The sequence below is a fragment of the Limimaricola variabilis genome (assembly GCF_034371605.1).
Classification (GTDB): domain Bacteria; phylum Pseudomonadota; class Alphaproteobacteria; order Rhodobacterales; family Rhodobacteraceae; genus Limimaricola; species Limimaricola variabilis.
Genome location: NZ_CP139691.1, coordinates 2127556 through 2154509 on the forward strand (window position 1 = coordinate 2127556; position 26954 = coordinate 2154509).

26 protein-coding genes, 2 tRNA genes, 1 pseudogene and 1 riboswitch are annotated in these 26954 nt (G+C 68.4%); of the genes and pseudogenes, 12 read left to right on the plus strand and 17 right to left on the minus strand.

The features are described from left to right. Nucleotides 1–4 precede the first annotated feature (4 nt). Nucleotides 5–81, minus strand: a tRNA-Arg gene (locus tag T8T21_RS10560). 116 nt (nt 82–197) lie between these two features. On the opposite strand from T8T21_RS10560, the gene T8T21_RS10565 reads away from it, so the two are divergent. Next, a complete protein-coding gene (locus tag T8T21_RS10565; protein WP_183470484.1) occupies nt 198–1223 on the plus strand; it encodes a LacI family DNA-binding transcriptional regulator in 1026 nt (341 codons plus the stop codon). A gap of 130 nt (nt 1224–1353) precedes the next feature. Next, a complete protein-coding gene (locus tag T8T21_RS10570) occupies nt 1354–2361 on the plus strand; it encodes a PAS domain-containing sensor histidine kinase (RefSeq protein WP_322335561.1) in 1008 nt (335 codons plus the stop codon). Nucleotides 2362–2456: 95 nt separating this feature from the next. Here T8T21_RS10570 and T8T21_RS10575 read toward each other — a convergent pair. Then, nucleotides 2457–2532, minus strand: a tRNA-Lys gene (locus T8T21_RS10575). Nucleotides 2533–2663: 131 nt separating this feature from the next. Here T8T21_RS10575 and dapF point away from each other — a divergent pair. The 3 genes from dapF to T8T21_RS10590 all read left to right on the plus strand — a co-directional run bounded on the left by dapF (nt 2664) and on the right by T8T21_RS10590 (nt 5498). Further along, nucleotides 2664–3446: a diaminopimelate epimerase gene (gene dapF, locus T8T21_RS10580; protein WP_322335562.1), complete on the plus strand. Its 783-nt coding sequence runs from the start codon at nt 2664–2666 to the stop codon at nt 3444–3446. After that, complete coding sequence (gene mtaB / locus T8T21_RS10585; RefSeq protein ID WP_322335563.1) at nt 3446–4705, plus strand: tRNA (N(6)-L-threonylcarbamoyladenosine(37)-C(2))-methylthiotransferase MtaB; 1260 nt, start codon at nt 3446–3448, stop codon at nt 4703–4705. The genes dapF and mtaB overlap by 1 nt, the downstream gene beginning before the upstream one ends. A gap of 187 nt (nt 4706–4892) precedes the next feature. Beyond that, nucleotides 4893–5498 (plus strand): glutathione S-transferase, encoded by a 606-nt coding sequence (locus tag T8T21_RS10590; protein ID WP_322335564.1) that lies wholly within the window; start codon nt 4893–4895, stop codon nt 5496–5498. Between the two features lie 4 nt (nt 5499–5502). Here T8T21_RS10590 and T8T21_RS10595 read toward each other — a convergent pair whose 3' ends face one another. Further along, a complete protein-coding gene (locus T8T21_RS10595; RefSeq protein ID WP_322335565.1) occupies nt 5503–6150 on the minus strand; it encodes an outer membrane protein in 648 nt (215 codons plus the stop codon). A 348-nt stretch (nt 6151–6498) separates the two neighbouring features. Between T8T21_RS10595 and petA the strand changes: the two genes are divergently transcribed. The 3 genes from petA to T8T21_RS10610 are packed head-to-tail and all read left to right on the plus strand — an operon-like array spanning nt 6499 to nt 9271. Then, entirely contained in the window at nt 6499–7059 is a 561-nt protein-coding gene (gene petA / locus T8T21_RS10600) for a ubiquinol-cytochrome c reductase iron-sulfur subunit (RefSeq protein ID WP_183470474.1), read from the plus strand. Between the two features lie 11 nt (nt 7060–7070). Then, entirely contained in the window at nt 7071–8414 is a 1344-nt protein-coding gene (locus T8T21_RS10605; protein ID WP_183470472.1) for a cytochrome b, read from the plus strand. Between the two features lie 14 nt (nt 8415–8428). Next, complete coding sequence (locus T8T21_RS10610) at nt 8429–9271, plus strand: cytochrome c1 (RefSeq protein ID WP_322335566.1); 843 nt, start codon at nt 8429–8431, stop codon at nt 9269–9271. A 174-nt stretch (nt 9272–9445) separates the two neighbouring features. Here T8T21_RS10610 and T8T21_RS10615 read toward each other — a convergent pair whose 3' ends face one another. Genes T8T21_RS10615 through thiB form a run of 3 tightly spaced genes read right to left on the minus strand, consistent with a single transcriptional unit; the run spans nt 9446 to nt 12625 of the window. After that, nucleotides 9446–10141, minus strand: a complete 696-nt coding sequence (locus T8T21_RS10615; RefSeq protein WP_322335567.1) for a thiamine ABC transporter ATP-binding protein — start codon at nt 10139–10141, stop codon at nt 9446–9448. After that, complete coding sequence (locus tag T8T21_RS10620) at nt 10128–11630, minus strand: thiamine/thiamine pyrophosphate ABC transporter permease ThiP (protein WP_322335568.1); 1503 nt, start codon at nt 11628–11630, stop codon at nt 10128–10130. Before T8T21_RS10620 ends, T8T21_RS10615 begins: the two co-directional genes overlap by 14 nt. Before the next feature lie 8 nt (nt 11631–11638). Continuing rightward, a complete protein-coding gene (gene thiB / locus T8T21_RS10625) occupies nt 11639–12625 on the minus strand; it encodes a thiamine ABC transporter substrate binding subunit (protein ID WP_322335569.1) in 987 nt (328 codons plus the stop codon). Between the two features lie 34 nt (nt 12626–12659). Next, nucleotides 12660–12758, minus strand: a riboswitch (TPP riboswitch). Nucleotides 12759–12850: 92 nt separating this feature from the next. On the opposite strand from thiB, the gene aroC reads away from it, so the two are divergent. Then, complete coding sequence (gene aroC / locus T8T21_RS10630) at nt 12851–13951, plus strand: chorismate synthase (protein WP_322335570.1); 1101 nt, start codon at nt 12851–12853, stop codon at nt 13949–13951. Between the two features lie 76 nt (nt 13952–14027). Here aroC and T8T21_RS10635 read toward each other — a convergent pair whose 3' ends face one another. From T8T21_RS10635 to T8T21_RS10655, 5 genes and pseudogenes are all read right to left on the minus strand, one after another. After that, nucleotides 14028–14384 carry a PRC-barrel domain-containing protein gene (locus T8T21_RS10635; protein ID WP_221188737.1) on the minus strand — a complete coding sequence of 119 codons (357 nt, stop codon included), beginning with the start codon at nt 14382–14384 and terminating at the stop codon, nt 14028–14030. Between the two features lie 93 nt (nt 14385–14477). Beyond that, nucleotides 14478–15332, minus strand: a pseudogene (locus tag T8T21_RS10640) (DMT family transporter); the annotation flags it as partial. Nucleotides 15333–15422: 90 nt separating this feature from the next. After that, nucleotides 15423–15713 (minus strand): HU family DNA-binding protein, encoded by a 291-nt coding sequence (locus T8T21_RS10645; RefSeq protein WP_017927686.1) that lies wholly within the window; start codon nt 15711–15713, stop codon nt 15423–15425. Nucleotides 15714–15846: 133 nt separating this feature from the next. Then, the gene (locus T8T21_RS10650) at nt 15847–17322 is read right to left on the minus strand and encodes an AMP nucleosidase (RefSeq protein WP_322335571.1); all 1476 of its coding nucleotides are present in this window, start codon (nt 17320–17322) and stop codon (nt 15847–15849) included. 5 nt (nt 17323–17327) lie between these two features. Further along, nucleotides 17328–19127, minus strand: a complete 1800-nt coding sequence (locus T8T21_RS10655) for an adenine deaminase (RefSeq protein ID WP_322335572.1) — start codon at nt 19125–19127, stop codon at nt 17328–17330. A 198-nt stretch (nt 19128–19325) separates the two neighbouring features. Between T8T21_RS10655 and T8T21_RS10660 the strand changes: the two genes are divergently transcribed. Genes T8T21_RS10660 through T8T21_RS10670 form a run of 3 tightly spaced genes read left to right on the plus strand, consistent with a single transcriptional unit; the run spans nt 19326 to nt 21586 of the window. Then, on the plus strand, nt 19326–20306 hold the full coding sequence (locus tag T8T21_RS10660) for a DNA topoisomerase IB (RefSeq protein WP_322335573.1): 981 nt from the start codon (nt 19326–19328) through the stop codon (nt 20304–20306). After that, nucleotides 20303–20713, plus strand: a complete 411-nt coding sequence (locus T8T21_RS10665) for a DUF1810 domain-containing protein (RefSeq protein ID WP_322335574.1) — start codon at nt 20303–20305, stop codon at nt 20711–20713. The genes T8T21_RS10660 and T8T21_RS10665 overlap by 4 nt, the downstream gene beginning before the upstream one ends. A 24-nt stretch (nt 20714–20737) precedes the next feature. Then, complete coding sequence (locus tag T8T21_RS10670; protein ID WP_322335575.1) at nt 20738–21586, plus strand: SDR family oxidoreductase; 849 nt, start codon at nt 20738–20740, stop codon at nt 21584–21586. 7 nt (nt 21587–21593) lie between these two features. On the opposite strand, the gene dxs is transcribed toward T8T21_RS10670, so the two are convergent. The 6 genes from dxs to T8T21_RS10700 form a co-directional block, all read right to left on the minus strand. Next, nucleotides 21594–23537: a 1-deoxy-D-xylulose-5-phosphate synthase gene (dxs, locus tag T8T21_RS10675; protein ID WP_322335576.1), complete on the minus strand. Its 1944-nt coding sequence runs from the start codon at nt 23535–23537 to the stop codon at nt 21594–21596. Between the two features lie 13 nt (nt 23538–23550). Continuing rightward, on the minus strand, nt 23551–24417 hold the full coding sequence (locus T8T21_RS10680) for a polyprenyl synthetase family protein (RefSeq protein WP_322335577.1): 867 nt from the start codon (nt 24415–24417) through the stop codon (nt 23551–23553). Then, complete coding sequence (locus T8T21_RS10685; RefSeq protein WP_183470450.1) at nt 24410–24649, minus strand: exodeoxyribonuclease VII small subunit; 240 nt, start codon at nt 24647–24649, stop codon at nt 24410–24412. Before T8T21_RS10685 ends, T8T21_RS10680 begins: the two co-directional genes overlap by 8 nt. Further along, a complete protein-coding gene (locus tag T8T21_RS10690) occupies nt 24646–25572 on the minus strand; it encodes a histone deacetylase family protein (RefSeq protein ID WP_322335578.1) in 927 nt (308 codons plus the stop codon). The genes T8T21_RS10685 and T8T21_RS10690 overlap by 4 nt, the downstream gene beginning before the upstream one ends. A gap of 132 nt (nt 25573–25704) precedes the next feature. Continuing rightward, the gene (locus T8T21_RS10695) at nt 25705–26400 is read right to left on the minus strand and encodes a response regulator (protein WP_183470445.1); all 696 of its coding nucleotides are present in this window, start codon (nt 26398–26400) and stop codon (nt 25705–25707) included. Beyond that, complete coding sequence (locus T8T21_RS10700) at nt 26400–26906, minus strand: MarR family winged helix-turn-helix transcriptional regulator (RefSeq protein ID WP_183470443.1); 507 nt, start codon at nt 26904–26906, stop codon at nt 26400–26402. Before T8T21_RS10700 ends, T8T21_RS10695 begins: the two co-directional genes overlap by 1 nt. Nucleotides 26907–26954: the final 48 nt, after the last annotated feature.

Consider the following 26954-nt stretch of genomic DNA (forward strand, 5'->3'; position numbering starts at 1 on the left):
GAGATGGTGACCCCGGCAGGACTCGAACCTGCAACCTATCCCTTAGGAGGGGATTGCTCTATCCAGTTGAGCCACGGGGCCACGCGGCCTCTTCCATGCCCGGCTTTGGTCCGCCCGTCAACGGCGCGCCGCCGCTTGGACAAGCCGCGCGCCGCGTCCTATAGCTTGCGCCAGCCCTGCCCTACCGGAACTGCTTCATGACCATCCCGCCCCGCCGCCCCCTTACCCTCCGCGACGTCTCCGAGGCCTCTGGAGTCAGCGAGATGACGGTGAGCCGGGTGCTGCGCAACAAGGGCGACGTCAGCGAGGCCACCCGCGAAAAGGTCCGCGCCGCGGCCAAGAAGCTGGGCTACGTGCCGAACCGGATCGCCGGGTCGTTGGCCTCGAGCCGGGTCAATCTGGTCGCGGTGATCATCCCGAGCCTGGGCAACATGGTCTTTCCGGAGGTGCTGTCGGGCATCTCGGAGACGCTGGCCGGCACCGGGCTGCAGCCGGTGGTCGGGGTGACCGATTACCTGCCGGATACCGAGGAGAAGGTGCTGTTCGAGATGCTGTCCTGGCGGCCCTCTGGGGTGATCATCGCCGGGCTGGAGCACACCGAGGCGAGCCGGATGATGCTGACCCGGGCCGAGATCCCGGTCGTCGAGATCATGGACACCGACGGCGCCCCGATCGACGCCTGCGTCGGCATCAGCCATCGCCGTGCGGGCCGCGAGATGGCCGAGGCGATCCTGCGCGAGGGCTATCGCCGGATCGGCTTTCTGGGCACCAAGATGCCGGCCGACCACCGGGCGCGCAAACGCTTCGAGGGCTTCACCCGCCACCTCGCCCGTGCGGGTGTCGAGATCGCCGACCAGGAATTCTACTCCGGCGGCTCGGCGCTCAAGAAGGGCCGGGAAATGACCGAGGCGCTGCTCAAGCGTACCCCGGATCTCGATTTCCTCTATTTCTCGAACGACATGATCGGCGCGGGCGGGCTGCTCTACCTGCTCGATCAGGGAATCGACATCCCCGGTCAGATCGGGCTCGCCGGTTTCAACGGGGTCGAGCTGCTGGATGGTCTGCCGCGCCAGCTCGCCACCATGGACGCCTGCCGCCGCGAGATCGGCCGCGAGGCGGCGCGGATCATCGCCGCGCGCTGTGCCAACCCGGCCGAGGGCGGCGCCGAGCGCGTTGAACTGACCCCGCTGATCGCGCGAGGCGAGACCCTCAGGCGCCGCTGATCTCCTTCGGGTAGGTACGGAGCCGGACAAGACCGGCAAATCGGACATCTTTGCTTCGCATCAAGGCGGATTCGGCATAGCCTGTTATCCACAGGCCACCCGGGTCAGGGCTGGCCCTGGGGACGAGGGAATGTCGGTTGTGACCAAGATGCCGCTGCGGCTGACGCCGCAGGATATCGATACCTTTATCGATTTTCTGGATGACGGATTTTGCATCTGCGAGATGCTCACCGACGGGGCCGGCCGGCCCACCGATTACAGGTTCCTGCAGATGAACGCCCGGTTCGAGGAGATGACCGGGCTGCACGGCGCCAAGGGGCGCACCGCGCTCGAGATGGTGCCCGACCTCGAACCCTTCTGGATCGAGACCTATGGCCGGATCGCCCTGAACGGCGAATCCCGCCGCTTCCAGCAGGGCTCCTTGGCGATGGGCCGCTATTTCGACGTCTATGCCGCGCCGATGGAGCCGCGGGGCCGCTTCGCGATCCAGTTCCGCGACATCACAGAGACCAAGCGCATCGAGGCCGAACGCGAGGCGGCGCTGACCGAAGCCCAGCAGCTGCTGACAGAGCTGAACCACAGGGTGATGAACAGCCTGTCGACCATATCCGCGATCATCTCGATGGAATCACGCGCTCGAGCCGATGGCGAGGGGCGCGAGGCGCTGAGCCGGATCCGTTCACGGGTGCAGGCCGTAGCGAGCCTGTATGGCCGCCTGAACGCCTCCGGCTCGATCGACAGCGTCTGCTCTCGTGACTACCTCGAACAGATCGTCGCCGGGCTCGCCCAGTCGATCGGTAGCGAGCCGATCAAGCTCGAGGCGCGAATCTCGCCGGTGCGGCTCTCGACGAGGATCGCGGTACCGCTGGGGTTGATCGTGAACGAGCTGGTGACCAACAGCCTGAAATACGCCTTCCCCGAGGGGCACGGCACGGTGGTTGTGACGCTGGCGCCCGTGGACGCCGAGAACTGGCGGCTGGAGGTGCGTGATGACGGGCGCGGGCTCGACCCGATGCAGCGCCCCGAGAGCGGCATCGGCCAGAAGCTGGTCCAAGCCTTCGCCACCCAGCTCGGTGGCACACCACGCATCGAAAGCGGCCCGAAGGGCACGGAAGTGACGTTGATCTTCAGAAATTGAAAAGCGGCGCCGTCGTACCCGCGGCACGCGAAGCCGCGGCAGGGGTAGGCATGCGCTCCCGCCCCGTCCGCGATCGATGATCCTGGAGTGATCAGTGGTGAGCCGTGCAGGATTCGAACCTGCGACCCACTGATTAAAAGTCAGTTGCTCTACCAACTGAGCTAACGGCCCACTGGGGGGCTCTCTAAGGGGAGTGCCGGGGGGGGTCAACCGGAAAATTACGCTTTTTCTGGATTAACTTCACGGGCTTTGCTATGCGGCCCGCCATGCAGGACATCAGCCCCCCTCCCGGCCTGCCGTTCATGAAGATGCACGGCCTCGGCAATGATTTCGTCGTCATCGACGCGCGCCGCGACATCCCCGCGATGACGCCCGAACTCGCCCGCGCCATCGCCGACCGGCATCGCGGCGTGGGCTTCGATCAGCTCGCCACGATCCACGCGGCCGAGGGCGCGGACCTGCACCTGGTGTTCTGGAATTCCGACGGCTCGACCTCGGCCGCCTGCGGCAACGCCACGCGCTGCATCGCCGCCTGGGAGATGGTCCGCAGCGGGCGCGACGCCCTCGAGATCACCACCGCGCGCGGTCGCCTGTCGGCGCGCGTCGTTGAGAATGGCATGGTCGCGGTGAACATGGGCCAGCCGCAGCTCGACTGGCACGAGATTCCGCTCGCGCGCGAGATGGACACGCTTGAGCTGCCGATCGATGGCGCCCCTACCGCAACCGGCATGGGCAACCCGCATTGCAGCTTCTTCGTCGCCGATGCCGAGGCGGTCGATCTCGACAGCTTCGGCCCCGCGCATGAGCATCACCCGCTCTACCCGGAGCGGACCAACGTGCAAGTCGCGCAGATCACCGGACCCGACCGCATCCGCATGCGGGTCTGGGAGCGTGGCGCCGGGCTGACGCTGGCCTCGGGCTCCTCCTCCTGCGCCGTGGCGGTCGCCGCCGCGCGTCGCGGCCTTACATCTCGCGCTGTCACCATCGATCTCGATGGCGGCACGCTTCATATCGACTGGCGCGAGGACGGGGTCTGGATGACCGGCCCCACCGCGCATGTCTTCGACGGGGTCTGGAGGCTCTGATGGACCGCAAGGCACCGATCTTCGCCACCATGGGCTGCCGGCTCAACGCCTACGAGACCGAGGCGATGAAAGATCTCGCCGCGCGCGCGGGCGTCGAGGACGCGGTCGTGGTCAACACCTGCGCCGTCACCGCCGAGGCCGTGCGCAAGGCCGGGCAGGAAATCCGCCGCCTGCGGCGCGAGAATCCCACCGCGAAGATCATCGTCACCGGCTGCGCCGCGCAGACCGATCCCAAGCGATTCTCGGACATGGAGGAGGTCGATCTTGTCATTGGCAACACCGAGAAGATGCAGCCCGAGACCTGGAAGGGCATGGCGCCCGACCTGATCGGCGCCACCGAGCCGGTGCAGGTCGACGACATCATGTCCGTGACCGAGACCGCCGGGCACCTGATCGACGGCTTCGGCAGCCGTTCGCGCGCCTATGTGCAGGTCCAGAACGGCTGCGACCACCGCTGCACCTTCTGCATCATCCCCTATGGCCGGGGCAATTCGCGCTCGGTGCCCGCGGGCGTCGTGGTCGAGCAGATCCGGCGGCTCGTGGATCGTGGCTACGAGGAGGTGGTGCTGACCGGCGTCGATCTGACCTCCTGGGGCGCCGATCTGCCCGCCACTCCACGCTTGGGCGATCTGGTGATGCGCATCCTCAAGCTGGTGCCGGACCTGCCGCGGCTACGTATTTCCTCGATCGATTCGATCGAGGTGGACGAGAACCTGATGCAGGCGATCGCCACCGAGCCGCGGCTGATGCCGCACCTGCACCTGTCGCTGCAGCATGGCGACGATCTGATCCTCAAGCGGATGAAGCGCCGCCACCTGCGGGACGACGCGATCCGGTTCTGCGAGGATGCGCGGCGGCTCCGCCCCGACATGACCTTCGGCGCCGACATCATCGCCGGCTTCCCGACCGAGACCGAGGCCGCCTTCGAGAACTCGATGAAGCTGGTTGAGGAATGCGACCTGACCTGGCTCCATGTCTTCCCCTACTCGCCACGCCCCGGCACCCCCGCCGCGCGGATGCCGCAGGTGAACGGGCGCGACATCAAGGCGCGCGCGGCCCGGCTGCGGGCGGCCGGGGAGCGGGTCGCGCAGGCGCATCTCGCGGCACAGGTCGGCCGAACCCATCGCATCCTGATGGAAAGCCCGCGCATGGGCCGGACCGAGCATTTCGCCGAGGTGGATTTCGGCGACGACCGGCCCGAGGGCCGAATCGTCGAGGCCCTGATCACTGGTGTGAGCGGCGCGCGCCTGACGGCGTGAGCCGCACCCCGGGTTCGGCCTGACGCCGAAAAGCCTGACCCTGAGGGACGTGGCGTCCGAACTGTGAAGCGGGCACGCCTGTCGCGACGGCCGAAGCCTGTGCCCCCGCGTCTGCTGCCCCGCGACGCAATCCCTTGCGCGCCGAGGGCGCCGCTGCTTGACTGCGGGCGCAACCGGAGCGTTCCACATGAAACTTCTCACCTCCCCCGCCTCCCCCTTCGCCCGCAAGGTGCGCGTCGTGCTGCACGAGACCGGTCAGGCGGGACAGGTGACGGAAATCGCCGCCGCGACCGATCCGCTGGGCGATCCGGTCGATGTGATCCACGCCAATCCGCTCGGCAAGATCCCGGCCCTGATCCGCGACGACGGCCCTGCGCTCTATGACAGCCGAGTGATCACCCGCTACCTCGATGCCCATGCCGGCGGTCGGCTTTATCCCGAGCGGCGGATCTGGGAGGTGCTGACGCTCGAGGCGACAGCGGACGGGATCATGGACGCGGCGCTGGCCATGGTGCTGGAAAACCGCGTGCGGCCCGAACACGAGCGCTCGGCGCGCTGGGTCGAAGGGCAGTGGCGCAAAGTGGAGCGCGCCCTGGACGCGGTCGAGGCGCGCTGGATCAGCCATCTGGAGGGGCAGATCGACATGGGGCAGATCGCGCTCGCCTGCGCGCTGGGCTATCTCGACCTGCGCCACGGGGCGCGCGACTGGCGGAAGCCCCGGCCGCAGCTCGCCGCATGGGCGGAACGCTTCGCCGCCCGCGACAGCATGATCGCGACGGCGCCGCCGTCCTGACGTCTCAGAAGTTGAAGCTGACGCCGAGGTTCAGAGCGTTGGTGACGATGTCGGACTCGAGCGTGCCGCCACCGACCAGATCGGCCTCGTTCTGCGAATAGGTGCCCTTGTACTCGCCGAACATCGACACCCGGTCGGTCAGCTCGTAGCTCGCCCCGGCCATCAACGCCACGGCGGGACCGGTGACCTGGTATTCGTCGGTGCGCCCCAGCCCGTCATCATACTCGACCCGCGGCGCGGAGATGCCCAGCCCGCCGCCGACATAGGGCGTCACGCCGTAAGCGGCATCGGGAAAGCGGCGATAGGCGTTCAGCGTCAGGATGTTGATCCCGTCGGTGAACTCCAGCCGGTCGATTCCCTGCTCGGAACGGGTCTCGTCGTCGGCATAGACCTTGGCATGGTTGAAATCGACGCCGAAGCCCAGCTTGTCGGTGCGCCACCAGGTCGCGCGCAGACCGTAATAGGGCGGCGCGTCGAAGGAATTGCCCTCCCATCCGGCGGTGAAGTCGCGATCCGCGGCGGTGTCGGGCCGGTCGACGGTCACGTTCGAATGCGGCGCTCCCTGCACCCCGCCATAGAAGCTCAGCTCGACCTCTGCGAGAGCCGGGACGGAGGAGAGGGTCAGGAGCAACGGGACGGCGAAACGGAGCATTTCGGGCAGCTTTCGGACAGGCGGTGGCAGACGGCTTCGGGCGGCGGTTGCGCGGGGCAGATCGCGCAGGTCGTGAGCCATTATCACCGGATTTACGCCCTCGCGCGGGGAAAGATCGCCCTTCCCGCATTTGTGTTTCACGCTGTCGCATTCCCGCAACGTCACGCCGGCTGCCGCCCCCTTGTCGCGTCGTCGGACGGGGACTAGGTGCCTCCGGCTGCGCGGTATTGTCCGCTGGACGGGCGCGGGATTGATGGCTAAACAGCGCCAAAACGCCAAGCGGGCCACGGCCCGCGGTCTTTTGCCGTCCGGGCGACGCCGCCCCAGCCATACCGGAGATCACCCCCCGTGTCACACGCAGACGATCATCAGGGCACCCGCCGCGATTTTCTCTACTATGCCACCGCCGGGGCGGGGGCCGTCGTGGCCGGCGCCGCGGTCTGGCCGCTGGTCAACCAGATGAACCCCTCGGCCGACGTTCTGGCGCTGGCCTCGATCCGGGTCGACGTCTCCGGCGTGCAGCCGGGCACCCAGCTCACCGTGCTGTGGCAGGGCAAGCCGGTCTTCATCCGCGCCCGCACCGAGGAAGAGATCGCCGCCGCGCGTGAGGTCGACGTGGCCTCGCTGCCCGACCCGGTCGCCCAGAACGAGAACCTGGCCGGCGCCGCCCCCGCCACCGACGAGAACCGCTCCCTCGACGAGACCGGCACCTGGCTCGTGCAGATGGGCGTCTGCACCCATCTGGGCTGCGTGCCGCTGGGCGAGCAGGGCGATTTCGGTGGCTGGTTCTGCCCCTGCCACGGCTCGCACTACGACACCGCCGGACGCATCCGCAAAGGTCCCGCGCCGCGCAACCTGCCCATTCCCGTCGCCGAATTCGTCGACGAGACGACCATCAAGCTCGGCTGAGGAGACCTCTGATGTCCGGTATTCCGCACGATCACTACGAACCCAAGACGGGCGGTGAGCGCTGGCTCAACAACCGCCTGCCGATCCTCGGCCTGCTCTACGACACGCTGATGATCCCGACGCCGAAGAACCTCAACTGGATGTGGATCTGGGGCATCGTCCTGACCTTCACGCTGGCGCTGCAGATCATCACCGGCATCGTGCTGGTGATGCACTACACGCCGCATGTCGATCTGGCCTTCGCCAGCGTCGAGCACATCATGCGGGACGTGAATGGCGGCTTCATGCTGCGCTACCTGCACGCCAACGGCGCCTCGCTGTTCTTCGTGGCGGTCTATGCGCACATCTTCCGCAGCCTCTACTACGGCAACTACAAGTCGCCGCGCGAGGTGACCTGGATCATCGGCATCCTGATGTACCTGCTGATGATGGGCACCGCCTTCATGGGCTACGTGCTGCCCTGGGGCCAGATGTCGTTCCACGGCACCGCCGTGATCACCGGCCTGTTCGGCGCCGTGCCCTTCGTCGGCGAAGCGATCCAGACCTGGCTGCTGGGCGCCTCGGCCGTGGGCCAGCCCGCGCTGAACCGCTTCTTCTCGCTGCACTACCTGATGCCCTTCATCCTGGCGGGCCTGACCATCGTGCACATCTGGGCCTTCCACTCGACCGGCAACAACAACCCCACCGGGGTCGAGGTGCGCCGCACGTCGAAGGAAGAGGCCAAGCGCGACACCCTGCCCTTCTGGCCCTACTTCGTCATGAAGGACCTCTTCGCGCTCGCGATCGTGCTGATGGTGTTCTTCGCCATCGTCGGCTTCATGCCGAACTATCTGGGCCACCCCGACAACTACATCGAGGCGAACCCGCTGGCGACGCCCGCGCATATCGTCCCGGAATGGTACTTCCTGCCCTTCTACGCGATCCTGCGTGCCTTCACCGCCGACGTCTGGGTCGTGATGTTCGCCGACTGGGTCAGCTTCGGCATCATCGACGCCAAGTTCTTCGGCGTGCTGGCGATGTTCGGTGCGATCGCGGTGATGGCGCTGGCCCCCTGGCTCGACACCTCGTCGGTGCGCTCGGGCCGGTATCGCCCGATGTTCAAGTGGTGGTTCGCGCTGCTCGTCGTCGACTTCTTCGTGCTGATGTGGGGCGGCGCGATGCCGGCCGAGGGGATCTATCCCTACATCTCGCTGATCGGCGCCGCCTACTGGTTCGGCTACTTCCTGGTGATCCTGCCGCTGCTCGGCGTCATCGAGAAGCCGCTGCCGATCCCGGCGACGATCGAAGACGACTTCAACGCGCATTACGACCCCAAGACCGGCGGCACCCACACAGCCGTCAAGCCGGCCGAGTGAGAGAGGCAAGACAGATGCTGAGAACCGTCACGCTAGCCGCCGTCGCGGCGCTGGGCCTCGCCGGCAATGCCATGGCAGCCTCCGAAGTCGAGATCACGGATTACGACTTCCCCTACGAGGGTCCCTTCGGGGCCTTCGACCAGATGCAGCTGCAGCGCGGCCTGCAGGTCTACACTGAGGTCTGCGCCGCCTGTCACGGGCTGCAATACGTCTCCTACCGCAACCTGCATGACGAGGGCGGCCCCGGCCTGCCCGAGGATCAGGTCCGCGCCTATGCCGCGCAGTTCGAGACCTTCGACGAGGAGCTCGACGACTTCCGCCCGGCGATCCCGGCCGACAAGTTCGGCAAGAGCGCCCTGCCCGAGGCGCCCGACCTGTCGCTGATGGCCAAGTCGCGCGCGGGTTTCCACGGCCCCTACGGCTCGGGTCTGAACCAGCTCTTCAAGGGCATGGGCGGTCCGGAGTACATCGCCTCGCTGCTGACCGGCTACGAGGAAGCGCCCGCCTGCGCTCCCGAGGACTTCCCGGGTTACTACAACGTCGCCTTCGGTTCCGGCGGTTTCCCGGAGAGCTGCATCGACGAGGAAGGCCACCACATGGCGCCCGGCTCGTGGATCGCCATGCCGCCGCCGCTTCTGGGGGACGACGTGGTCTACGAGGACGGCCACGAGGCCTCGGTCGTCGAGGAATCGAAGGACGTGACCGCCTTCCTGATGTGGGCCGCCGAGCCCAAGATGATGGCGCGCAAGCAGGCCGGCTTCACCGGCGTGCTGTTCCTCGGCCTGCTCGCGGTTCTGCTCTACCTCACCAACAAGCGGATCTGGCACCGCGCCAAGTACGGCCCGCGCGACGAGTGATCGCCAGGCAATGACGGCAAGAAGGGGCGCTCCATCGGAGCGCCCCTTCTTCTTTGGCGCATTTGATCAAACCCGAAGACGACAAGCTATGGGGGCACCACCCTTGCTTCACCATTCTCCAAATACGCATGTCGGCCCGCTTCGACCGGCGCGACGGTCGCTCGAGGCGCGGCTTCAACGACCCAGATAGGCCCGGAGCGCCGGCGGCGGGTCGGCCAGCAGCGGCCCTGCAGCAGCGGGTGGCGCGGCACGCCCGGCATCGACCAGGACGATGTCGCTTGCGATGCGCGCGGCGTCCTCGGGCGCGTGGCTAACCATCAGCAGCGTCCGCCCCTCCCCCGCCAGAACCTCGCGCGCGAGGTCGAGCATCTCCATCCGCAGCCCCGGCCCCAGCGCGGCGAAGGGCTCGTCGAGCAGCACCAGCGGGCGGTCCATCAGCAGCACCCGCGCCAGCGCAGCGCGGCTCTGCTGCCCGCCGGACAGGGCGGCGGGACGGCGCTCGCCCAGCCCGGCGAGACCGACGCGCTCCAACACGCGGGCGATCTCCGTGCGGCGCGCCGCGTCGAGCCGCCCCCGCGGGTCCAGGCCCAGCGCGAGGTTCCGCTCGACGGTCAGGTGCGGAAACAGGTTGTTGTCCTGAAACAGGATCGAGATCGGCCGTTCTGCGGGAGCAAGCCCGGTCAGGTCGCGCCCGTCCCATGACACTCGCCCCGCCTGTGGCGCCAGGAAGCCCGCGATCACCGCGAGCAGCGTCGACTTGCCGCCGCCCGACGGGCCCATCACGGCGCAGATCGAGCCGTCGCCCAGCGCCCAATCGGCAGACAGCGCGAAATCTCCCTGCCGGATTTCCAGCCCCTCAAGCCGCAGCATCGACGCGCCCTCCCCTGTCGAACGTCCAGAACAGCGCGAGGCTGATCGCCAGCAGGACCAGCGCGACGCCAGCCGCCTGCTCCATCCGGTAGGCCGACATCAGCCGTACCATCAACAACGGCAAGGTTGCCTGCCCATCCCCCGCGAAAAGCGCGATCACGCCGAGATCGCCCATCGAGAGCGCCGCGGTGAGCCCGGCGGCAAAGCCCAGGGGCCGGCGGATGCGCGGCAGGATCAGCCAGCGCAGTCGCGACAGCCCGTGCAGGCCAAGGCTGTCGGCGAGCCGGCCATGCCCGGCCTCGGCCTGCGCCACGGCGGGCGCGAGGACCCGCGCCGCGAAGGGCAGCGCCATCACCGCGTTGACCAGCATGGTCACGACCAGCGCCACGTCGCGCGGTGCGACCACCGGGTGCAGGACCACGAACAGCCCGGTCCCCATCACGAGGCCCGACGCAGCGAGCGGCAGCAACATGGACAGCCGGGCCAGCGCTCCGCCCCGCAGCGCGAGGGCCAGCGCCATCACCAGGGTGAGCGCGGTGGCCCCCAGTGCCACGGCGACCGATCGCGCCGCTGCCGCCCAGAGGCCAGTGGGCAGCTCGAGCAGCCCCGGCAGCCCACGCCCCACGATCATCGCCAGAGGGGCTATCAGGAACAGCGCCGCGAGCGCCACCGCGAGCGTGTCGATCAACCGCCCGCCCGGTTCGTGGCGTTCCACCACCCGGTCGAGCCCGGCGCCCAGTGTTTCGGGCGCGCCCGCCGCCCGCAGGGCCAATGCCGCCGCGCCGCAAAGCCCGAACTGCACCACCGCGAGCATCGCTGCGCGGCCGAGATCGAAATCGAATCGCACCGCCTGGTAGATCGCCAACTCGACCGTCGTCGCCCGCGGTCCGCCGCCCAGCGTCAGCGCCACGGCGAAGCTGGTCAGGCAGATCAGAAAGATGACAGCAAAGGCCCCCGGCGCCACGGCGCGCAGCATCGGCCATTCGAGCAGCCGTCCGACCGGCGCGCCGAGCGAGGCGGCGAGGCGGAAACGCTCCGCCGGGATCGCCAGCCAGCCCTGCAGGATCAGCCGGACCGCCAGCGGCAGGTTGAAGAACACATGCGCCAGCACCACGCCGTGCCATCCATAGACCGAGACCGGGCCCAGCCCGAACAGCGCCAGCGCGTCGTTGAGAAGCCCGCCGCGTCCGAACACGCCGATCAGGCCGATCACCGCGACGATCACCGGCAGGATGAAGGGCGCGCCGAGAAGCGTGACCAGCGCCGCGCGCCCGAAGAAGCGCCGTCGCGCCAGCGCTCGCGCCACCGGCACGGCGAGCATCACCGACAGGGCCGCCGAGAGCGCCGCCTGCCAGACCGTGAACCGGATCGCGGCCAAGTCGGCGGGGCCGAGACGCAGCGCGAATCCCGCTCGCCAAGCTACCGCCCCGAGCGTTCCCAGCGTCAGCGCGATCACCAGCCCGGCGGCGATGCCGCCAGGCCAACGCATGCCGCGCGTTATTGCGACAGCCCCTGCCGCCATGCCTCGATCGCTGCGTCGCGCTTGGCGTCGGCTTCGTCCTCGGGCAGCCAGATCGCCTTTTCGGGCATGGCGATCGCCTGGAAGCCTTCCGGCCATTCGGCCTGCGGCAGCGCCGAGGGGTAGGACCAGTTCGAGGTCGGGATCAGCGACTGGAACTCGGGGCTGACCACGAACTGCATGAACTGCTTGGCCAGCTCGGGCTCTTCGCTGCCGGCGAGACGGGCGGCCAGCTCGATGGTCATGTAGTGACCTTCCTCGAAGATCGCCGCCGATACGGTGTCGTCCTCCTCGGCGATCGCGTGGTAGGCGGGCGAGGTGGTGTAGGACAGCACCATGTCGACCTCGCCCTCGGTGAAGAGACCGTAGGCCTCGGACCAGCCCGGCGTCACCGTGGTGATCTTGGGCGCGAGCTTCGCCCACTTGGCCTCGACCTCGTCACCGAACACCTCTTCGGCCCAGAGCGCCAGCGACAGGCCCGAAACCGAGCTGCGCGGATCCTGGATCGCGATGCGCAGATCGTCGGAGGCCGCGACCAGCTCCTCGAAGCTGCCGGGCACCTTCTCGAGCGCCTCGTTGTCGTAGACGAAGGCGAGGTAGGACCAGTCGAAGGGCAGGAAGACCTCGTCATCCCAGTCGATCGGCAGGGTCAGCGCGCCGGTGTCGACGCCGTGCGGCGCGAAGAGCCCGGTCTCGCGGGCCTGCTTCATCTCGGTCGAATCAAATCCGATGGCCACGTCGGCCTCGGCGCGCGCGCCCTCGAGCTTGAGCCGCGGCAGCAGGTCGCCGGTCTGGTAGTCGATCGTGCAGTCGCACTCGGCCTCGAAGGCCTCCTTGATGGCGGGGCCGGGGCCCCATTCGGAGGCGAAGTAGTCGGGTGCGTAGACGGTAAGGGTCCGGTCCTGCGCGACCGCCGGCGAGGCGACGAGCGCGAGGGCGAGACCCGCGATCAGGCGATGGTGCATGGTCATCCTCCGATGCGGGCAGAGCAAAGGCGGAGCGATGTCCCGTCACCTTCCCTCCGCCGGTGTGATCCGGTTCAGGTTCAACGGGTCCGCGCGATGCGCATCTCAGCCAGTGGCCCCCCGAGGTGGGGCGGACATTAGGGCATCGGGCGCGGCGCGCAAGCCCCGTGGCCTTTCCCCAGCCGTCCGCCCGCGCTAAGACCGGCGCGATCAAGGAGAGCGCGCATGTCCCTCAACAGCTTCGGCCACCTGTTCCGCGTCACCACATGGGGCGAAAGCCACGGGCCCGCGCTTGGCGCCACGGTCGATGGCTGCCCGCCGGGGGTGGAGATCCGCGAGGAGGACCTGCAGGTCTGGCTCGACAAGCGCCGCCCCGGCCAGAACAAGCACACCACGCAGCGGCGCGAGCCCGACGCGGTGGAGATCCTGTCGGGCGTGTTCGACGGCCGCGCCACCGGCACGCCGATCCAGCTGATGATCCGCAACACCGACCAGCGCTCCAAGGATTACGGCGACATCGCCGAGACCTTCCGCCCCGGCCATGCCGACATCGCCTATCACCTGAAATACGGGCTGCGCGACTATCGCGGCGGCGGGCGGTCGAGCGCGCGCGAGACCGCCGCGCGGGTGGCAGCGGGCGGCGTGGCGCGGGCCGCGCTCAAGGCTGCATTGCCGGGCCTGAAAATCACCGGCTACATGGTGCAGATGGGCGAGAAGAAGATCGACCGCGCGAAGATCGACATGGAGGAGATCGCCCGCAACGATTTCTGGTGCCCCGACGCGCAGGCGGCGGGCGAATGGGCCGACTATCTCGACGCGCTGCGCAAGGACCACAATTCGGTCGGCGCGATGATCGAGGTGGTGGCCTCCGGCGTGCCCGCCGGGCTCGGGGCGCCGGTCTATGGCAAGCTCGACACCGACCTGGCGGCGGCGATGATGTCGATCAACGCCGTGAAGGGGGTCGAGATCGGCGAGGGCATGGCGGCGGCGGCGCTGACCGGGCGCGACAATGCCGACGAGATCTTCATGGGCGAAAACGGCCCCGAATACGGCTCCAACCATGCGGGCGGCATCCTCGGCGGGATCAGCTCGGGGCAGGACGTGGTGGTGCGCTTTGCGGTAAAGCCCACCTCTTCGATCCTGAGCCCGCGCAAGTCGATCAAGCTGGACGGCAGCCCGACCGAAGTCATCACCAAGGGCCGCCACGACCCCTGCGTCGGCATTCGCGCCGTACCGGTGGCCGAGGCGATGATGGCCTGCGTGCTGCTCGATCACTATCTGCTCGACCGGGGCCAGACCGGGGGCCATCGCGGCCGCATCGGTTGAGGCTACCGCTCAGCGACGAAGAAAGGCCGCCGGGGCACTCCCCCCGGCGGCCTTCTTTCTTGCGCGCTCTCGCGGCTCAGATCCAGTAATAGGGCGCGCCGTAATGGGCGTAGGTCGCCTCTTCCCAACGCCGGTCCTCGTACCAGCGCTCGGGCCGCTCCGGCGCCCCCTGGAGCTGGCTCTCGGTGATGTCGGTGCGGTAGCCGCCGAGGGCGGTGTCGTATTCCAGCTTGGCCCAGGGAATCGGGTGATGCTCCTCGCCCATGCCGAGGAAGCCGCCGAACCCCATTACCGCATAGGTGATCTTGCCGGATTTCTTGTCGATCACGAGGTGGTCGATATGGCCGATCTTCTCGCCACCGGCGCCGTAGACCTCGGTGCCGTTCACGCGATCCGACGAGATCGTGGAATGGCTGTCGCTATAGTCGAACATGACGTCCTCCTGTGCTGTCTCGGGGATAAAACCGACAGCTTGGCCCGGCTGTTCCGCCGCCGGCGCCGATGCGCCGGTTTTGGCCGAGGCGCGGCGCGCCGTCTGCACCGCGAGGATCCCTGCCGCCACCACTGCCACGCCCAGCGCATCCAGCGCGCCCAGCGCCTCGCCGAGCAGGAGGGCGGCGATCAGCACGCCGAAGACCGGGTTGAGGAAATGGAAGGTCGCCGCCTTGACCGCGCCGATCCGGCCGACCAGCACGAACCAGACCAGCGTCGCCAGCACGCCGGGCACCAGCACGGTGTAGGCGAAGGCCACCACCAACGCCCAGTTCCAGTCGACCTGCCAGCTCTCGAGCAGCACCGCCGGCGGCAGCAGCGCCGCCGCGCCGACCAGCATCTGCAGCCCGACCACCATCATCAGGTTGCCGCCCGCCGCAGCACCACGCACCGCCAGCGTCGCCGCCGCCAGCGCCAGCGCCGCGACCACGCACAGCCCCACGGCAAAGAGGTCGAGACCGCCCGCCATGCGTCCGCCCATGATGATCGCGACGCCTCCGAAGCCCGCGACGAGACCGATCGCGGCCAGCCGCGGCAGCCGGTCGCGCAGCAGGACCCAACCGATCAGCGCCACCAGAAGCGGCATGGTCGAGGCGATGATCGAGGCGACCGAAGCACCGATCGACTGCATCGCCACGAAGTTGAGGCCGAGATAGAGCGCGTTCTGGCACAGGCCGAACACCACCACCCCGCGCCACTGGCTCCGGCTGAGCCGCGCGGTCTGGCGCAGCGCCAGCGCGATGCCGATGGCGACCACCCCCGAAGCGAGAAAACGCGCGGTCAGCGCCGTCAGCGGCGGCGCATGGGCCACGATCACTCGCGCCGAGGTGAAGGCCGAGGACCACATCAGGGCGAATGCCAAGCCCAGACCCAGTGACCTCACATCCATCGACACATCTCCTGAACAAACGAAAAAGGGCCGCCCCGGGGGCGACCCTTTCTCGAATTCCTCCGGACCGCAAGCGCGGCCGGCAGCGCGTCACTCTTCGTTGACGCTGTCCTTGAGCGCCTTGGCGATGGTCATCTTGACCACCTTGTCGGCGTCTTTCTTGATCTGCTCGCCGGTGGCCGGGTTGCGGACCATGCGCTCGGGGCGCTCGCGGCAGTAGATCTTGCCGACATTCGGCAGGGTCACGGCGCCGCCCTGCGAAACTTCGCGGGTGATGATGGCGACCAGCGCGTCCAGATGGGCGCCGGCGGTCTTCTTGTCGCCGCCGGTCTCGTCGGCGATGGCGCTGACGAGCTGCGCCTTGGTCATCGGTTTGGCCATTCGAGGTCTCCTTGCCACAGCCCGCTCGGGGCTTGTCCTTGCACCGCTCTGGGGCGGCGTGTTGCCTAGACCCACAATGAAACAAACGTCATTGCAAGCAAAAACCGCTGTTTCCTTGCGGTATCGGCAGGTTTCAGAGGAAGGCCGTCTCTTCGAAGCTACGCAGTTTGCGGCTATGGATGCGTTCGAGCGGCATCTCGCGCAGCCGTTCCATCGCCCGGATCCCGATCATCAGGTGGCGCGCGACCTGCGTCTTGTAGAAATCCGAGGCCATGCCGGGCAGCTTCAACTCGCCATGCAGCGGCTTGTCGGAGACGCACAGCAGGGTGCCGTAGGGCACCCGGAAGCGAAAGCCGTTGGCCGCGATGGTGGCGCTTTCCATGTCGAGCGCCACGGCGCGTGACTGGCTGAGGCGCTGCACCGGACCGGACTGGTCGCGCAGCTCCCAGTTGCGGTTGTCGATGGTCGCCACGGTGCCAGTGCGCATGATCCGCTTGAGATCGTAGCCCTCGAGCGCGGTGACCTGCGCCACAGCATCCTCGAGCGCGATCTGGATCTCGGCCAGCGCCGGGATCGGCACCCAGACCGGCAGGTCGTCGTCGAGCACGTGGTCCTCGCGCAGATAGCCATGCGCCAGCACGAAATCGCCCAGCCTCTGGCTGTTGCGCAGACCGGCGCAGTGGCCGACCATCAGCCAGGCATGCGGACGCAGCACGGCGATGTGGTCGGTCGCGGTCTTGGCGTTCGACGGGCCGACGCCGATATTGACCAGCGTGATCCCCTGCCCGTTCGCGCGGGTCAGGTGATAGGTCGGCATCTGCGGCATCTTGGCGGGGATGTGCATCACCCCTTCCGGGTCGGTGATCCGCTGGTTGCCGGGGCCGACGAAGGCCTCGTAGCCGCTGTCGGGATCGGCCAGCACGTGGCGGGCGTAGGCCTCGAATTCCTCAACATAGAACTGGTAGTTGGTGAACAGCACGTGGTTCTGGAAATGCTGGGGATCGGTCGCGGTGTAGTGCGCGAGCCGGGCCAGTGAATAGTCGATGCGCTGCGCCGTGAAGGGGGCCAGCGGGCGTGCCCCGTCGGGATAGGTGAAGCCGTTGCCGTTGACGATGTCGTCATGGGTGGTCGAGAGATCCGGCACGTCGAACACGTCGCGCAGGTGGAAATCCATTGCGCCGTCCTGCGGCACCGTCACGGAGGAATCGTTGGCCACCGCGAAATGCACCGGCATCGGCGTCTCGGAGGCGCCGATCACCACCGGCACGCCGTGGTTCTCAATCAGCAGGCGCATCTGCTGCTTGAGGTAATTCCCGAACAATTCGGGCCGCGTCACCGTGGTGGAATAGGTGCCCGGCTCGGCGACATGGCCGAAGCTCAATCGGCTGTCGGCCTGGGCGAAGGTCGCAGTGGAAAAGCGGATCTCGGGATAAAAGGCGCGGTAGCGCGTTTCCGGCACGCCGCCCTTCAGCGTCTCGGTGAATTTCTCGCACAGGAACCGCGTGGCGGCCTGGTAGATCTCCTTGAGGCGGGCGAGCGCCGCCTCGGGATCGGTAAAGGCCTCGGCGGCGGGGATTTGCGGCGTTTCGATCTTCAGCGTCTTCTCCATCTCGTTCAGTCCTGTCCCTCGAATGGTGTCGTAATCTCGAAGCGGGTGACGTCCACCAGCCCGAGATCCGATATGCGCAGCTCGGGTATCACCACGAGCGCGAGCAGCGAATGCTGCATGTAGGCATTGTTGAGGGTGCAGCCAGCGTCGCGCATCGCCGCGACCATGCCATCGGCCGAGGCCGCGACGTCACGCGCCGGGGCGTCCGACATCAGCCCCGCGATCGGCAGCCGCACCAGCGCCTGTTCGGCGCCGTCGCGCCAGACCGTGACGCCGCCGCCGACCTCGCCCAGCCGGTTCGCGGCCCGGGCCATCATCTCGGCATCGGTGCCGACGACGATCATGTGGTGGCTGTCATGCGCGACGGTGGAGGCGATCGCCATTCGTCCCTCGTAGCCGAAGCCCTCGACGAAGCCGTTCACGACCCCGCCAGTGCCGCGATGGCGCTCGACCAGCGCGATCCGCGCCACCAGCCCGGCGGGCATCACCGCGCCGTCCTCGACCGGCAGTTCGCGGACCAGCGCGCGGGTCGGGGCCTGGTTCTCGACCACGCCGATCACCCGCGCCCGCACCGTTTCGGCCCCCTCGGGCGCCGACAGTCTGAAATCATCCGCGATCAGCTCCCGGCCCAGATGCACGGTCTGCCGTGCGCTTTCGGGCCAGTCGTAATGCGGGCATGTAACACGCAGGTCACCATCTTCGGCCACGAGCACGCCGCGCGCGAAGACCGTCTCGATCGGCAGGGTGGCGAGGTCCGAGGTCAGGATGACGTCGGCGCGGCGCCCGGGCGCGATGCTCCCCAACTCGCGCTCCATGCCGAAATGCGTGGCCGAGTTGATCGTCGCCATCTGCAGCGCCACCACCGGGTTGCAGCCGCATTCGATGGCGTGGCGTACCACCCGGTCCATGTGGCCGTCATTGACCAGCGTGCCGGAATGGCAGTCATCGGTGCACAGCACGAAGTTGCGCGGGTCGAGGCCCCTCTCGGTGACCGCCGTGATCTGGCTCTCCACGTCGTACCAGGCCGAGCCCAGCCGCAGCATCGAGCGCATGCCCTGCCGCACCCGGTCGATCGCGTCCTGCTCGCGCGTGCCCTCGTGATCGTCGGCCGGGCCGCCCGCGACATAGGCGTGGAACGGCACGCCCCGGTCCGGGCTCGCGTAATGACCGCCCACCGTCTTGCCAGCGCGCATAGTGGCGGCGATCTCTGCGAGCATCTTGGGGTCGCCCGCGACCACGCCCGGGTAGTTCATCATCTCGCCCAAGCCCACGATGCCGGGCCAAGACATCGCCTCGGCCACATCCTCGGGGCTGATCTCGTGGCCCGTCGTCTCCAGCCCCGGTGCCGAGGGCGCGCAGCTGGGCATCTGGGTGAAGATGTTGACGGGCTGCATCAGCGCCTCGTCATGCATCATCCGAACACCATCGAGGCCCAGCACGTTGGCGATCTCGTGCGGATCGGTGAACATCGTCGTGGTGCCGTGCGGGATCACGGCGGCGGCGAATTCCGCAGGCGTCAGCATGCCACTCTCGATATGCATATGCGCGTCGATCAGGCCAGGGATCAGGAAGCGGTCGGCGGCGTCCACCACCTCGGTGCCCTCGCCGATGCAATGGCTCGCATCGGGACCGACATAGGCGAAGCGGCCGCCGGCGACCGCCACCTCCCAGCCATCGAGGATCTCGCGGCTCTGCACGTTGACGAGACGGCCGCCGCGGATCACGAGATCGGCGGCCTCGCGGCCCGCGGCCACGGCGACGAGACGGGGGGCAAGCTCGGCCCAAGATCTGATCGGATGTTCCATCTGTGGATTTCATACCAAGCCGCGATCCGCCGCAACCCCGCCGAACCGCTGGCGCGGGAGGCTCCGCCCGACCGCCGACCGCGGCCGCTTAGGATGGGTATTTGAGGAACGCGGGCCGTGGGGCGCGCGGGAGTGTGATCGCCCTGCCGGGAACGGGCTGCGCGCAATTGGCGTTGCGCGCCCGAGGAGACCTAGCCCATGCCACCCCCCGCCCAGCTCGTCTATTATCCCGATTCAGAGCCTGGCATCGCGCGCCGCCGCTGCGGGCGTGGCTTTAGCTACACGGCCCCCGACGGCACCACCATCGAGCGCGGCCCCGAGCGCAAGCGCATCGAAGCACTGGCCGTCCCGCCCGCCTATGAGAAGGTCTGGATCTGCCCCAAGCCGCATGGCCACCTGCAGGCCACCGGGCACGACACGCGCGAACGCAAGCAGTATCGCTACCACCCGGACTGGCGGGCCTGGCGCGAAGCGCACAAGTTCGACCACCTCGCCGAATTCGGTGAGGCCCTGCCCGCCATCCGCCGCCGTATCCGCCGCGACCTGTCGGGCGAAGCGGGCGAGTTGGACTTCGCCATCGCCGCCGTGCTGGCGCTGATCGACCGGGTGTCGATCCGGGTCGGCAATCCCGAATACGCGACCGAAAACCGGACCTACGGCGCGACCACCCTGACGGGCCGGCATATCCGGCTCGATGGCGGCGAAATGCGGCTGCGCTACACCGCCAAGGGCAACAAGAAGGTGAACCGCAAGCTCAAGGACAAGTCTCTGATGAAGGTGCTGGAGCAGCTGCACGACCTGCCGGGCAAGGAGCTGATCGGCTGGATCGACGAGGACGGGACGCCGCGCGCGGTCTCCTCCGGGCAGGTCAACGAGCGGCTCGCCGAAATCACCGGATCGGACCACATCACTGCCAAGACCTTCCGCACTTGGGCGGGCTCCGAGGCGGCACTGGCCTGCGCGATCCGCGAAGAGGAGCTGACCATCAAGGGCATGAGCGAGGCCGCCGCCGAACGGCTGCACAACACGCCGACCATCGCCCGCAACAGTTACATCCACCCCAAGGTCATCGCGCTGCACGAGGCGGATGCCGAAGAGCGCATGGCGCTGTTAGAGGACCTGCCCGAAACCGCCGGCCTGCGGCAAGCCGAACGCGCGCTGCTGAGGCTGCTGTCATGAGCCTCGAGCGCTTCGTCGAGGCCCAGAAAGGCAGCTACGCCACCGCGCTGTCCGAGATCGAAGCCGGCCGCAAGCGCAGCCACTGGATGTGGTACATCTGGCCGCAGCTCAAAGGGCTCGGCCATTCGCCGATGGCACAGCATTACGGCATCGCGGATGCGGCAGAGGCGCGGGCCTATCTGGCCCACCCGTCCCTCGGGCCCCGGCTGGTTGAAATCTCGCGCGCCATGCTCGCGCATCGTGGCCACGCGCCCGAGGAGATCCTCGGGGGCATCGACGCGTTGAAGCTCAGAAGCTCCGCCACGCTCTTCGCCGCACAGCCCGGCGCCGACCCCGTCTTCGCCGAAATCCTCGACGCCTTCTATGACGGTCCTGACGAACGGACCCTCGCGCTGCTGGACCGCTAGCCCGGCATCGGGCACATAAACCCGATGAAGACGCTTCTCTCCTTCGGCCACGGCTATTCCGCCCGTGCCCTCGCCCGCCTCCTGCCCGATGACTGGCGCGTCATCGGCACCACCCGTTCGGTCGAGAAGGCCGATGCGTTGCGCGCCGAAGGGGTCGAGCCCACGATCTGGCCCGGCTCCGACCTGACGCAGGCGCTCGACGCCGCGACGCATCTGTTGATCTCCGCCGCGCCCGACGCCGATGGCGACCCGGTGCTGCGCGAGTGGCGCGACGCCATCGCCGCGCGCGCCGAGCGCTTCGAATGGGTCGGCTATCTCTCGACCACCGGCGTCTATGGCGACCGAGACGGCGATTGGGTCGACGAGACAAGCGAGCTGCGCCCGGCGACCCGGCGCGGGCAGGCGCGGGTCGAGGCCGAGGCGGCGTGGCAAGCGGCCCCCGGCTTGCCGTTGCACATCTTTCGCCTCGCGGGCATCTACGGCCCCGGACGCGGCCCGTTCGAAAAGGTGCGACAGGGCACGGCGCGGCGCATCGTGAAGCAGGGACAGGTCTTCAGCCGCATCCATGTTGATGACATCGCGCAGGTGCTGAAGGCCTCTATCGACCGCCCGAACCCCGGCGCGATCTATAACCTGTGCGACGATGACCCCGCCCCGCCGCAGGATGTCATCGCCCATGCTGCAGAGTTGCTCGGCCTGCCGGTGCCGCCCGAAGTGCCGTTCGAGGAAGCCGAGATGACGCCGATGGCGCGCAGCTTCTACGCCGAGTCGAAGAAGGTCCGGAACGACCGGATCAAGGACGAGCTCGGCGTGACGCTGATCCATCCCGATTACCGTTCGGGACTGGCCGCGCTGCTGAAGGAAGAAGGCTGAGCGCGTCTCAGGCGCGCTTGCCGATCACCTCGACGCCCAGCACCGAGAGCACCTTCTCCTCGATGTGCCGCGCCGAAAGTCCGGCGATCTCGTACATGTCGGCCGGGCTGGCCTGATCGATGAAGATGTCGGGCAGCACCATGGAGCGGAACTTCAGCCCGGCATCGAACACACCCTCGTTGGAGAGAAGCTGCGCGACGTGGCTGCCGAAGCCACCGACCGCCCCTTCCTCGATGGTGATCAGCGCCTCGTGATCCTCGGCGAGCTGCAGGATCATCTCGCGGTCCAGCGGCTTGGCGAAACGCGCATCGGCAATGGTGGGGGTGATGCCGCGTGCCGAGAGCGCCTCGGCGGCCTTGACCACTTCCGACAGCCGGGTGCCGAAGGACAGGATCGCAACCCGGCTTCCCTCCTGCACGATCCGGCCCTTGCCGATCTCCAGCGGCTCCGCCTCAGCCGGGATCTCCACCCCGACGCCCTCACCCCGCGGGAAGCGGAAGGCGATCGGGCCTTCATCATGCGCGGCGGCGGTGGCGACCATCCGGGTAAGCTCCGCCTCGTCGGCAGCGGCCATCACCACCATGCCCGGCAGGTTCGCCATGAAGCCGATATCGAAGCTGCCGGCATGGGTTGCGCCGTCCGCGCCGACGAGCCCGGCGCGATCGATCGCGAAGCGTACCGGCAGACGCTGGATCGCGACGTCATGCACCACCTGGTCGTAGCCGCGCTGCAGGAAGGTCGAATAGATCGCGCAGAACGGCTTCATGCCGCCAGCCGCGAGACCTGCGGCGAAGGTCACGGCATGCTGTTCGGCGATGCCGACATCGAAGCAGCGGCTCGCGTAACGATCCATGAACCGCGCGAGCCCCGTGCCGTCGGGCATGGCCGCGGTGACGGCGACGATCTTGTCGTCCTTCTCCGCCAGTTTGACGAGGCTGTCCGAAAACACCGAGGTGTAGGATGGCGCATTGCTCTTGGCTTTGGCCTGCGTGCCCGAGACGACGTCGAACTTCGCCGTCGCATGACCCTTGTCTGAGGCGGCCTCGGCGGGGCCGTAGCCCTTGCCCTTCTGGGTGATGGCATGGATCAGCACCGGCCCGCCGGCGCGGCTGTGCACCAGCCGCAGCACCGACAGCAGCTGATCCATGTCGTGCCCGTCGATGGGGCCGATATAGGAGAAGCCCAGCTCCTCGAACAGCGTGCCGCCGACGGTCATGTGCTTGAACACGTCCTTGGCCCGCTTTGCGCCCTCCTGGAACGGCGGCGGCAGAAAGCTCACCGCGCCCTTGGCCAGCGCCTTGAACTCTTGGAACGGCGCGCCGGCATAGAGCCGCGAGAGATAGGAGGACATCGCGCCCACCGGGGGCGCGATCGACATCTCGTTGTCGTTGAGGATGACGATCAACCGCTTGCCCAGATGGCCGGCATTGTTCATCGCCTCATAGGCCATGCCCGCGCTCATCGCGCCATCGCCGATCACCGCGATGCAGTCGCCGACGCTCTCGCCCTCGAGCCCGCGCCCGCCGAGATCGCGCGCCACGGCCATGCCCAGCGCCGCCGAGATCGAGGTCGAGCTATGCGCGGTGCCGAACGGATCGTAGGGAGATTCCGAGCGCTTGGTGAAGCCCGACAGCCCGTCCTTCTGGCGCAGCGTGCGGATCCGATCGCGCCGTCCGGTCAGGATCTTGTGGGGATAGGACTGGTGGCTCACGTCCCAGATCAGCCGGTCGCGCGGCGTGTCGAACACCGCATGCAGCGCCACGGTCAGCTCGACCACGCCAAGCCCCGCGCCCAGATGACCGCCGGTCTCGCTGACCGCCGAGATCGTCTCGGCGCGCAGCTCGTCGGCAAGGCGGCGCAGCTCGGAATCGCTCAGCCGCTTCATGTCGGCAGGGATCTTCACCCGGTCGAGGATCGGGGTGATGGGGCGGTTCGGCGTGGTCTCGGACATGACGGCCCCTCTCTCAGCTCTCGCGCGCGATAACGAAGCGTGCTGTCTCGCGCAAGGTTCCGGCCGCGGCACCATAGGGCGACAGCGCGTCACAGGCCGCCTCCACCAACTCCGCCGCGCGGGCCTTGGCCGCATCGAGGCCAAGCAGCGACACGAAGGTCGCCTTGCCGGCGGCCGCATCCTTGCGGGCGGCCTTGCCCATCTTGGCGGCGTCGCCCTCCACATCAAGGATGTCGTCGGCGATCTGGAAGGCAAGGCCCAGCGCCTGGGCATAGCGACCGAGCGGCCCGGCATCGGCACCCGCCATCACCGCACCGGCCTCGGCCGACCAGCGGATCAGCGCGCCGGTCTTGCCCTGCTGCAGCTCAGTGATCCGCGCGAGGTTGAGCGGCGTCTCGCTGGTCTCGGCCATGATGTCGCGGGCCTGCCCGCCGACCATGCCCGCGATGCCGCCTGCCCGCGCCAGCGCGAGGCACAGATCGGCGCGGTGCGGGCCGACCAGCGGGTCGGCGCAAAGCTCGAATGCGAGGCTCTGCAGCGCATCGCCGGCGAGGATCGCGGTCGCCTCGTCCCAGGCGACATGCACGGTGGGCTGGCCACGTCGCAGATCGTCGTCATCCATCGCCGGCAGGTCGTCATGCACGAGGCTGTAGGCGTGCAGCGCCTCGATCCCGGCGGCCGGAAGCCGTGCCGCCTCGCGTGCCACATCGTGCAGCCGCGCCCCCTCGAGAACGAGGAAACCCCGCAGCCCCTTGCCGCCCGTCACCGCGTGCTCCATCGCCCGGGCCACCGGCAGGTCATGCGTGGCGAGCCGCTCGCGCAGCACGTCCTGGGTCTCGCGCGCTGCCGCCGCCAGCGCCGCGCGGAACGCCTCAGCCATCGAGCGGCGCGGTGCCCTGGGCCTGGCCGTCGGGTCCCTGGGTGATCCGGGCCACCTTTTCCTCGGCCTCGGCAAGCTGCTTCTCGCAGCGCTTCTTGAGCGCGTCGCCGCGCTGGTAGAGCGCGATGGACTGGTCGAGGGCGACATCGCCGCGCTCAAGCTGGCCCACCACCTGCTCCAGCTCCCGGATCGCCTCCTCGAAGCTCATCTCCTCGACGGGTCTGTCGCTCATCGTCCGCGTTCCTCCAAGATTGAGACATGCGCGGCAGCGCAGTCCGCCAGCGCCCCGAGGTCATAACCGCCTTCGAGAGCGGAGACCACGCGCCCCGAGCACAGATCCGCCGCCAGATCGCAGATCCGCGCCGTGACCTTTGCGAAATCCTCGGCCTCGAGCATCAGCCCGGCTAGCGGATCGTCGCGATGCGCGTCGAACCCGGCCGAGACGAGGATCAGCCCGGGCCGGTGCGCCACGACGCGCGGGAACACCTTCTCCTCCAGTGCTGCCAGCATCCCCGCCCCGTCGCAGCCCGCGCGCAGCGCCACGTTGACCACCGTGTCATGCGGCCCGGTGTCCGATGGATCGCCGGTGCCCGGGTAGAGCGGCATCTCGTGGGTCGAGCAGAACAGGATGCGCGGGTCGTCCTCCACGAGGTCTTGTGTGCCATTGCCGTGATGCACGTCGAAATCAATGATCGCCACGCGGCTCAGCCCGTGATGATCGAGCGCGTGCTTCGCCGCCGCCGCGACGTTGCCCAACAGGCAGAACCCCATCGCGGTCTCGGTTTCGGCATGATGGCCGGGCGGGCGCATCGCGCAGAAGGCGTTGGCCGCCTCGCCCGTCAGCACGAGATCGACCGCCTGGATGGCAGCCCCCGCCGCGCGCCAGGCCGCGCCGAGGCTGCCGGGCGAGAGCCACGTGTCGGCGTCGATCTGACGACGGCCATGCTCGGGCGTGTCGGCGCGCAGATCGTCGAGATAGGATTTCGGGTGCACCCGCAGCAGGTCCGCCTCGGCGGCAAGCGGCGCCTTGATGCGCAGCAGGTCCATGGTCTCGAGGGCGCTCAACACCGCGTCGAGCCGCGCCACCTGCTCGGGGTGACCGGGCGGCGTATCGTGGTCGAAGCCGTCGTGATGGGTGAGAAGCGCTGTGGTCATCCCCGCAGGCAATCGCAGAACGCGGACGGGCGCAAGCGCGTCCCGATCACCGTCGCGCGTGCGGCGCGGGGGCCGCCGGGGACCCGACGAATGGCGTGGCCGGGCCGCCCTGCCCCGGAGTGGTGGATCGGGTCAGTCGGGCGCCAGCATGTAGCCTTCGCCGCGCACCGTCTGCAGGTAGCGGGGCTGGCGCGGGTCGGCCTCGAACTTGCGCCGCAGCCGGGTGATCTGCACGTCGACCGCGCGTTCCTGGCTTTGGCCGTCGCCACGGCCCAACTCCTCCACCAACTGGGCGCGGGTCACCGCCTCGCCGGGCCGGGCGGCAAAGATCCGCATCAGCTGCGATTCGGTCGCGGTCAGGCGGATCCGCGTCTCGCCCTCCCACATCTCGCCACGCGCCACGTCGTAGCGCACCGCGCCGAGGTCGAGCGTCGCCGGTCGCTCGGCCGGTTCGGGGATCGGCTGGCGGCGCAGCACGGCGTTGATCCTGAGCAGCAGCTCCTTGGGATCGAAGGGCTTGGCGAGGTAATCGTCGGCCCCCGCTTCGAGCCCGGTGATCCGGTCCTCGGTCTCGCCGCGCGCGGTGAGCAGCAGGATCGGCACCGGCAGACTCTCGCGCAGGGACCGGCACAGGGAAATGCCGTCCTCGCCGGGCATCATCACGTCGAGCACGATGAGGTCGAATTCCAGCCCTTCGAGCAGCCGCCGCGCATGGCCCGCATCGCGCGCCCCGGTGACGAGATAGCCGTGCCGGATCAGGAATTTCTGCAACAGACCGCGGAGACGGACGTCGTCATCCACGACCAGGAGGTGCGCCAGTTCGCTCATCAGCCGCCCTTTCCGGCCAGCGCCTCGTAGTGGCGGCGGCTCTCCTCGTCCATCATTGCCTCGAGCACCTGCCGAAACCCGGCCACGGCCACCGGGCCGGCCATCCGGTAGGCAGCCCGCATCCGCTCGCGCTGGGCGTCCGACAGCTCGCGCTCCAGCGCGGCGCCGGCCTCGGTCAGGTAGAGATGCCGTTCGCGGCGATCCCGACGGCCCACCCGCGCCTCGACCAGCCCTTCGGCGATCAGCGCCCGCAGCACCCGGTTCAAGGACTGCTTGGTGACACCCAAGAGTGCCATCAGGTTTGACACCGTGGTCCCCGGGGAGCGATGAATGAAATGGATCGCACGGTGATGGGCACGCCCCATCTCGCGCCCCTCAAGGATGCGATCGGGGTCGGAGGTAAAGCCGCGATAAGCGAAAAACATCGCCTCTATGCCTTTCCTCAGCTGCTCATCCGTCAGGAAGAGCAGGCTCGACCCGCCCTGCGGTGCCGGTCCCTCGGCCATGCGTCGTGATCCCTTCGGTCGCCGTCTTCGGGTCACAATACGTCAGCC

Bases quoted from the DNA above. Each gene is read 5' to 3' on its own strand.
- T8T21_RS10565 (WP_183470484.1), top strand. From the start codon at position 198: ATGACCATCCCGCCCCGCCGCCCCCTTACCCTCCGCGACGTCTCCGAG.
- T8T21_RS10570 (WP_322335561.1), top strand. From the start codon at position 1,354: ATGTCGGTTGTGACCAAGATGCCGCTGCGGCTGACGCCGCAGGATATC.
- dapF (WP_322335562.1), top strand. From the start codon at position 2,664: ATGAAGATGCACGGCCTCGGCAATGATTTCGTCGTCATCGACGCGCGC.
- mtaB (WP_322335563.1), top strand. From the start codon at position 3,446: ATGGACCGCAAGGCACCGATCTTCGCCACCATGGGCTGCCGGCTCAAC.
- T8T21_RS10590 (WP_322335564.1), top strand. From the start codon at position 4,893: ATGAAACTTCTCACCTCCCCCGCCTCCCCCTTCGCCCGCAAGGTGCGC.
- T8T21_RS10595 (WP_322335565.1), bottom strand. From the start codon at position 6,150: ATGCTCCGTTTCGCCGTCCCGTTGCTCCTGACCCTCTCCTCCGTCCCG.
- T8T21_RS10605 (WP_183470472.1), top strand. From the start codon at position 7,071: ATGTCCGGTATTCCGCACGATCACTACGAACCCAAGACGGGCGGTGAG.
- T8T21_RS10610 (WP_322335566.1), top strand. From the start codon at position 8,429: ATGCTGAGAACCGTCACGCTAGCCGCCGTCGCGGCGCTGGGCCTCGCC.
- T8T21_RS10615 (WP_322335567.1), bottom strand. From the start codon at position 10,141: ATGCTGCGGCTTGAGGGGCTGGAAATCCGGCAGGGAGATTTCGCGCTG.
- T8T21_RS10620 (WP_322335568.1), bottom strand. From the start codon at position 11,630: ATGCGTTGGCCTGGCGGCATCGCCGCCGGGCTGGTGATCGCGCTGACG.
- thiB (WP_322335569.1), bottom strand. From the start codon at position 12,625: ATGCACCATCGCCTGATCGCGGGTCTCGCCCTCGCGCTCGTCGCCTCG.
- aroC (WP_322335570.1), top strand. From the start codon at position 12,851: ATGTCCCTCAACAGCTTCGGCCACCTGTTCCGCGTCACCACATGGGGC.
- T8T21_RS10635 (WP_221188737.1), bottom strand. From the start codon at position 14,384: ATGTTCGACTATAGCGACAGCCATTCCACGATCTCGTCGGATCGCGTG.
- T8T21_RS10645 (WP_017927686.1), bottom strand. From the start codon at position 15,713: ATGGCCAAACCGATGACCAAGGCGCAGCTCGTCAGCGCCATCGCCGAC.
- T8T21_RS10650 (WP_322335571.1), bottom strand. From the start codon at position 17,322: ATGGAGAAGACGCTGAAGATCGAAACGCCGCAAATCCCCGCCGCCGAG.
- T8T21_RS10655 (WP_322335572.1), bottom strand. From the start codon at position 19,127: ATGGAACATCCGATCAGATCTTGGGCCGAGCTTGCCCCCCGTCTCGTC.
- T8T21_RS10660 (WP_322335573.1), top strand. From the start codon at position 19,326: ATGCCACCCCCCGCCCAGCTCGTCTATTATCCCGATTCAGAGCCTGGC.
- T8T21_RS10665 (WP_322335574.1), top strand. From the start codon at position 20,303: ATGAGCCTCGAGCGCTTCGTCGAGGCCCAGAAAGGCAGCTACGCCACC.
- T8T21_RS10670 (WP_322335575.1), top strand. From the start codon at position 20,738: ATGAAGACGCTTCTCTCCTTCGGCCACGGCTATTCCGCCCGTGCCCTC.
- dxs (WP_322335576.1), bottom strand. From the start codon at position 23,537: ATGTCCGAGACCACGCCGAACCGCCCCATCACCCCGATCCTCGACCGG.
- T8T21_RS10680 (WP_322335577.1), bottom strand. From the start codon at position 24,417: ATGGCTGAGGCGTTCCGCGCGGCGCTGGCGGCGGCAGCGCGCGAGACC.
- T8T21_RS10685 (WP_183470450.1), bottom strand. From the start codon at position 24,649: ATGAGCGACAGACCCGTCGAGGAGATGAGCTTCGAGGAGGCGATCCGG.
- T8T21_RS10690 (WP_322335578.1), bottom strand. From the start codon at position 25,572: ATGACCACAGCGCTTCTCACCCATCACGACGGCTTCGACCACGATACG.
- T8T21_RS10695 (WP_183470445.1), bottom strand. From the start codon at position 26,400: ATGAGCGAACTGGCGCACCTCCTGGTCGTGGATGACGACGTCCGTCTC.
- T8T21_RS10700 (WP_183470443.1), bottom strand. From the start codon at position 26,906: ATGGCCGAGGGACCGGCACCGCAGGGCGGGTCGAGCCTGCTCTTCCTG.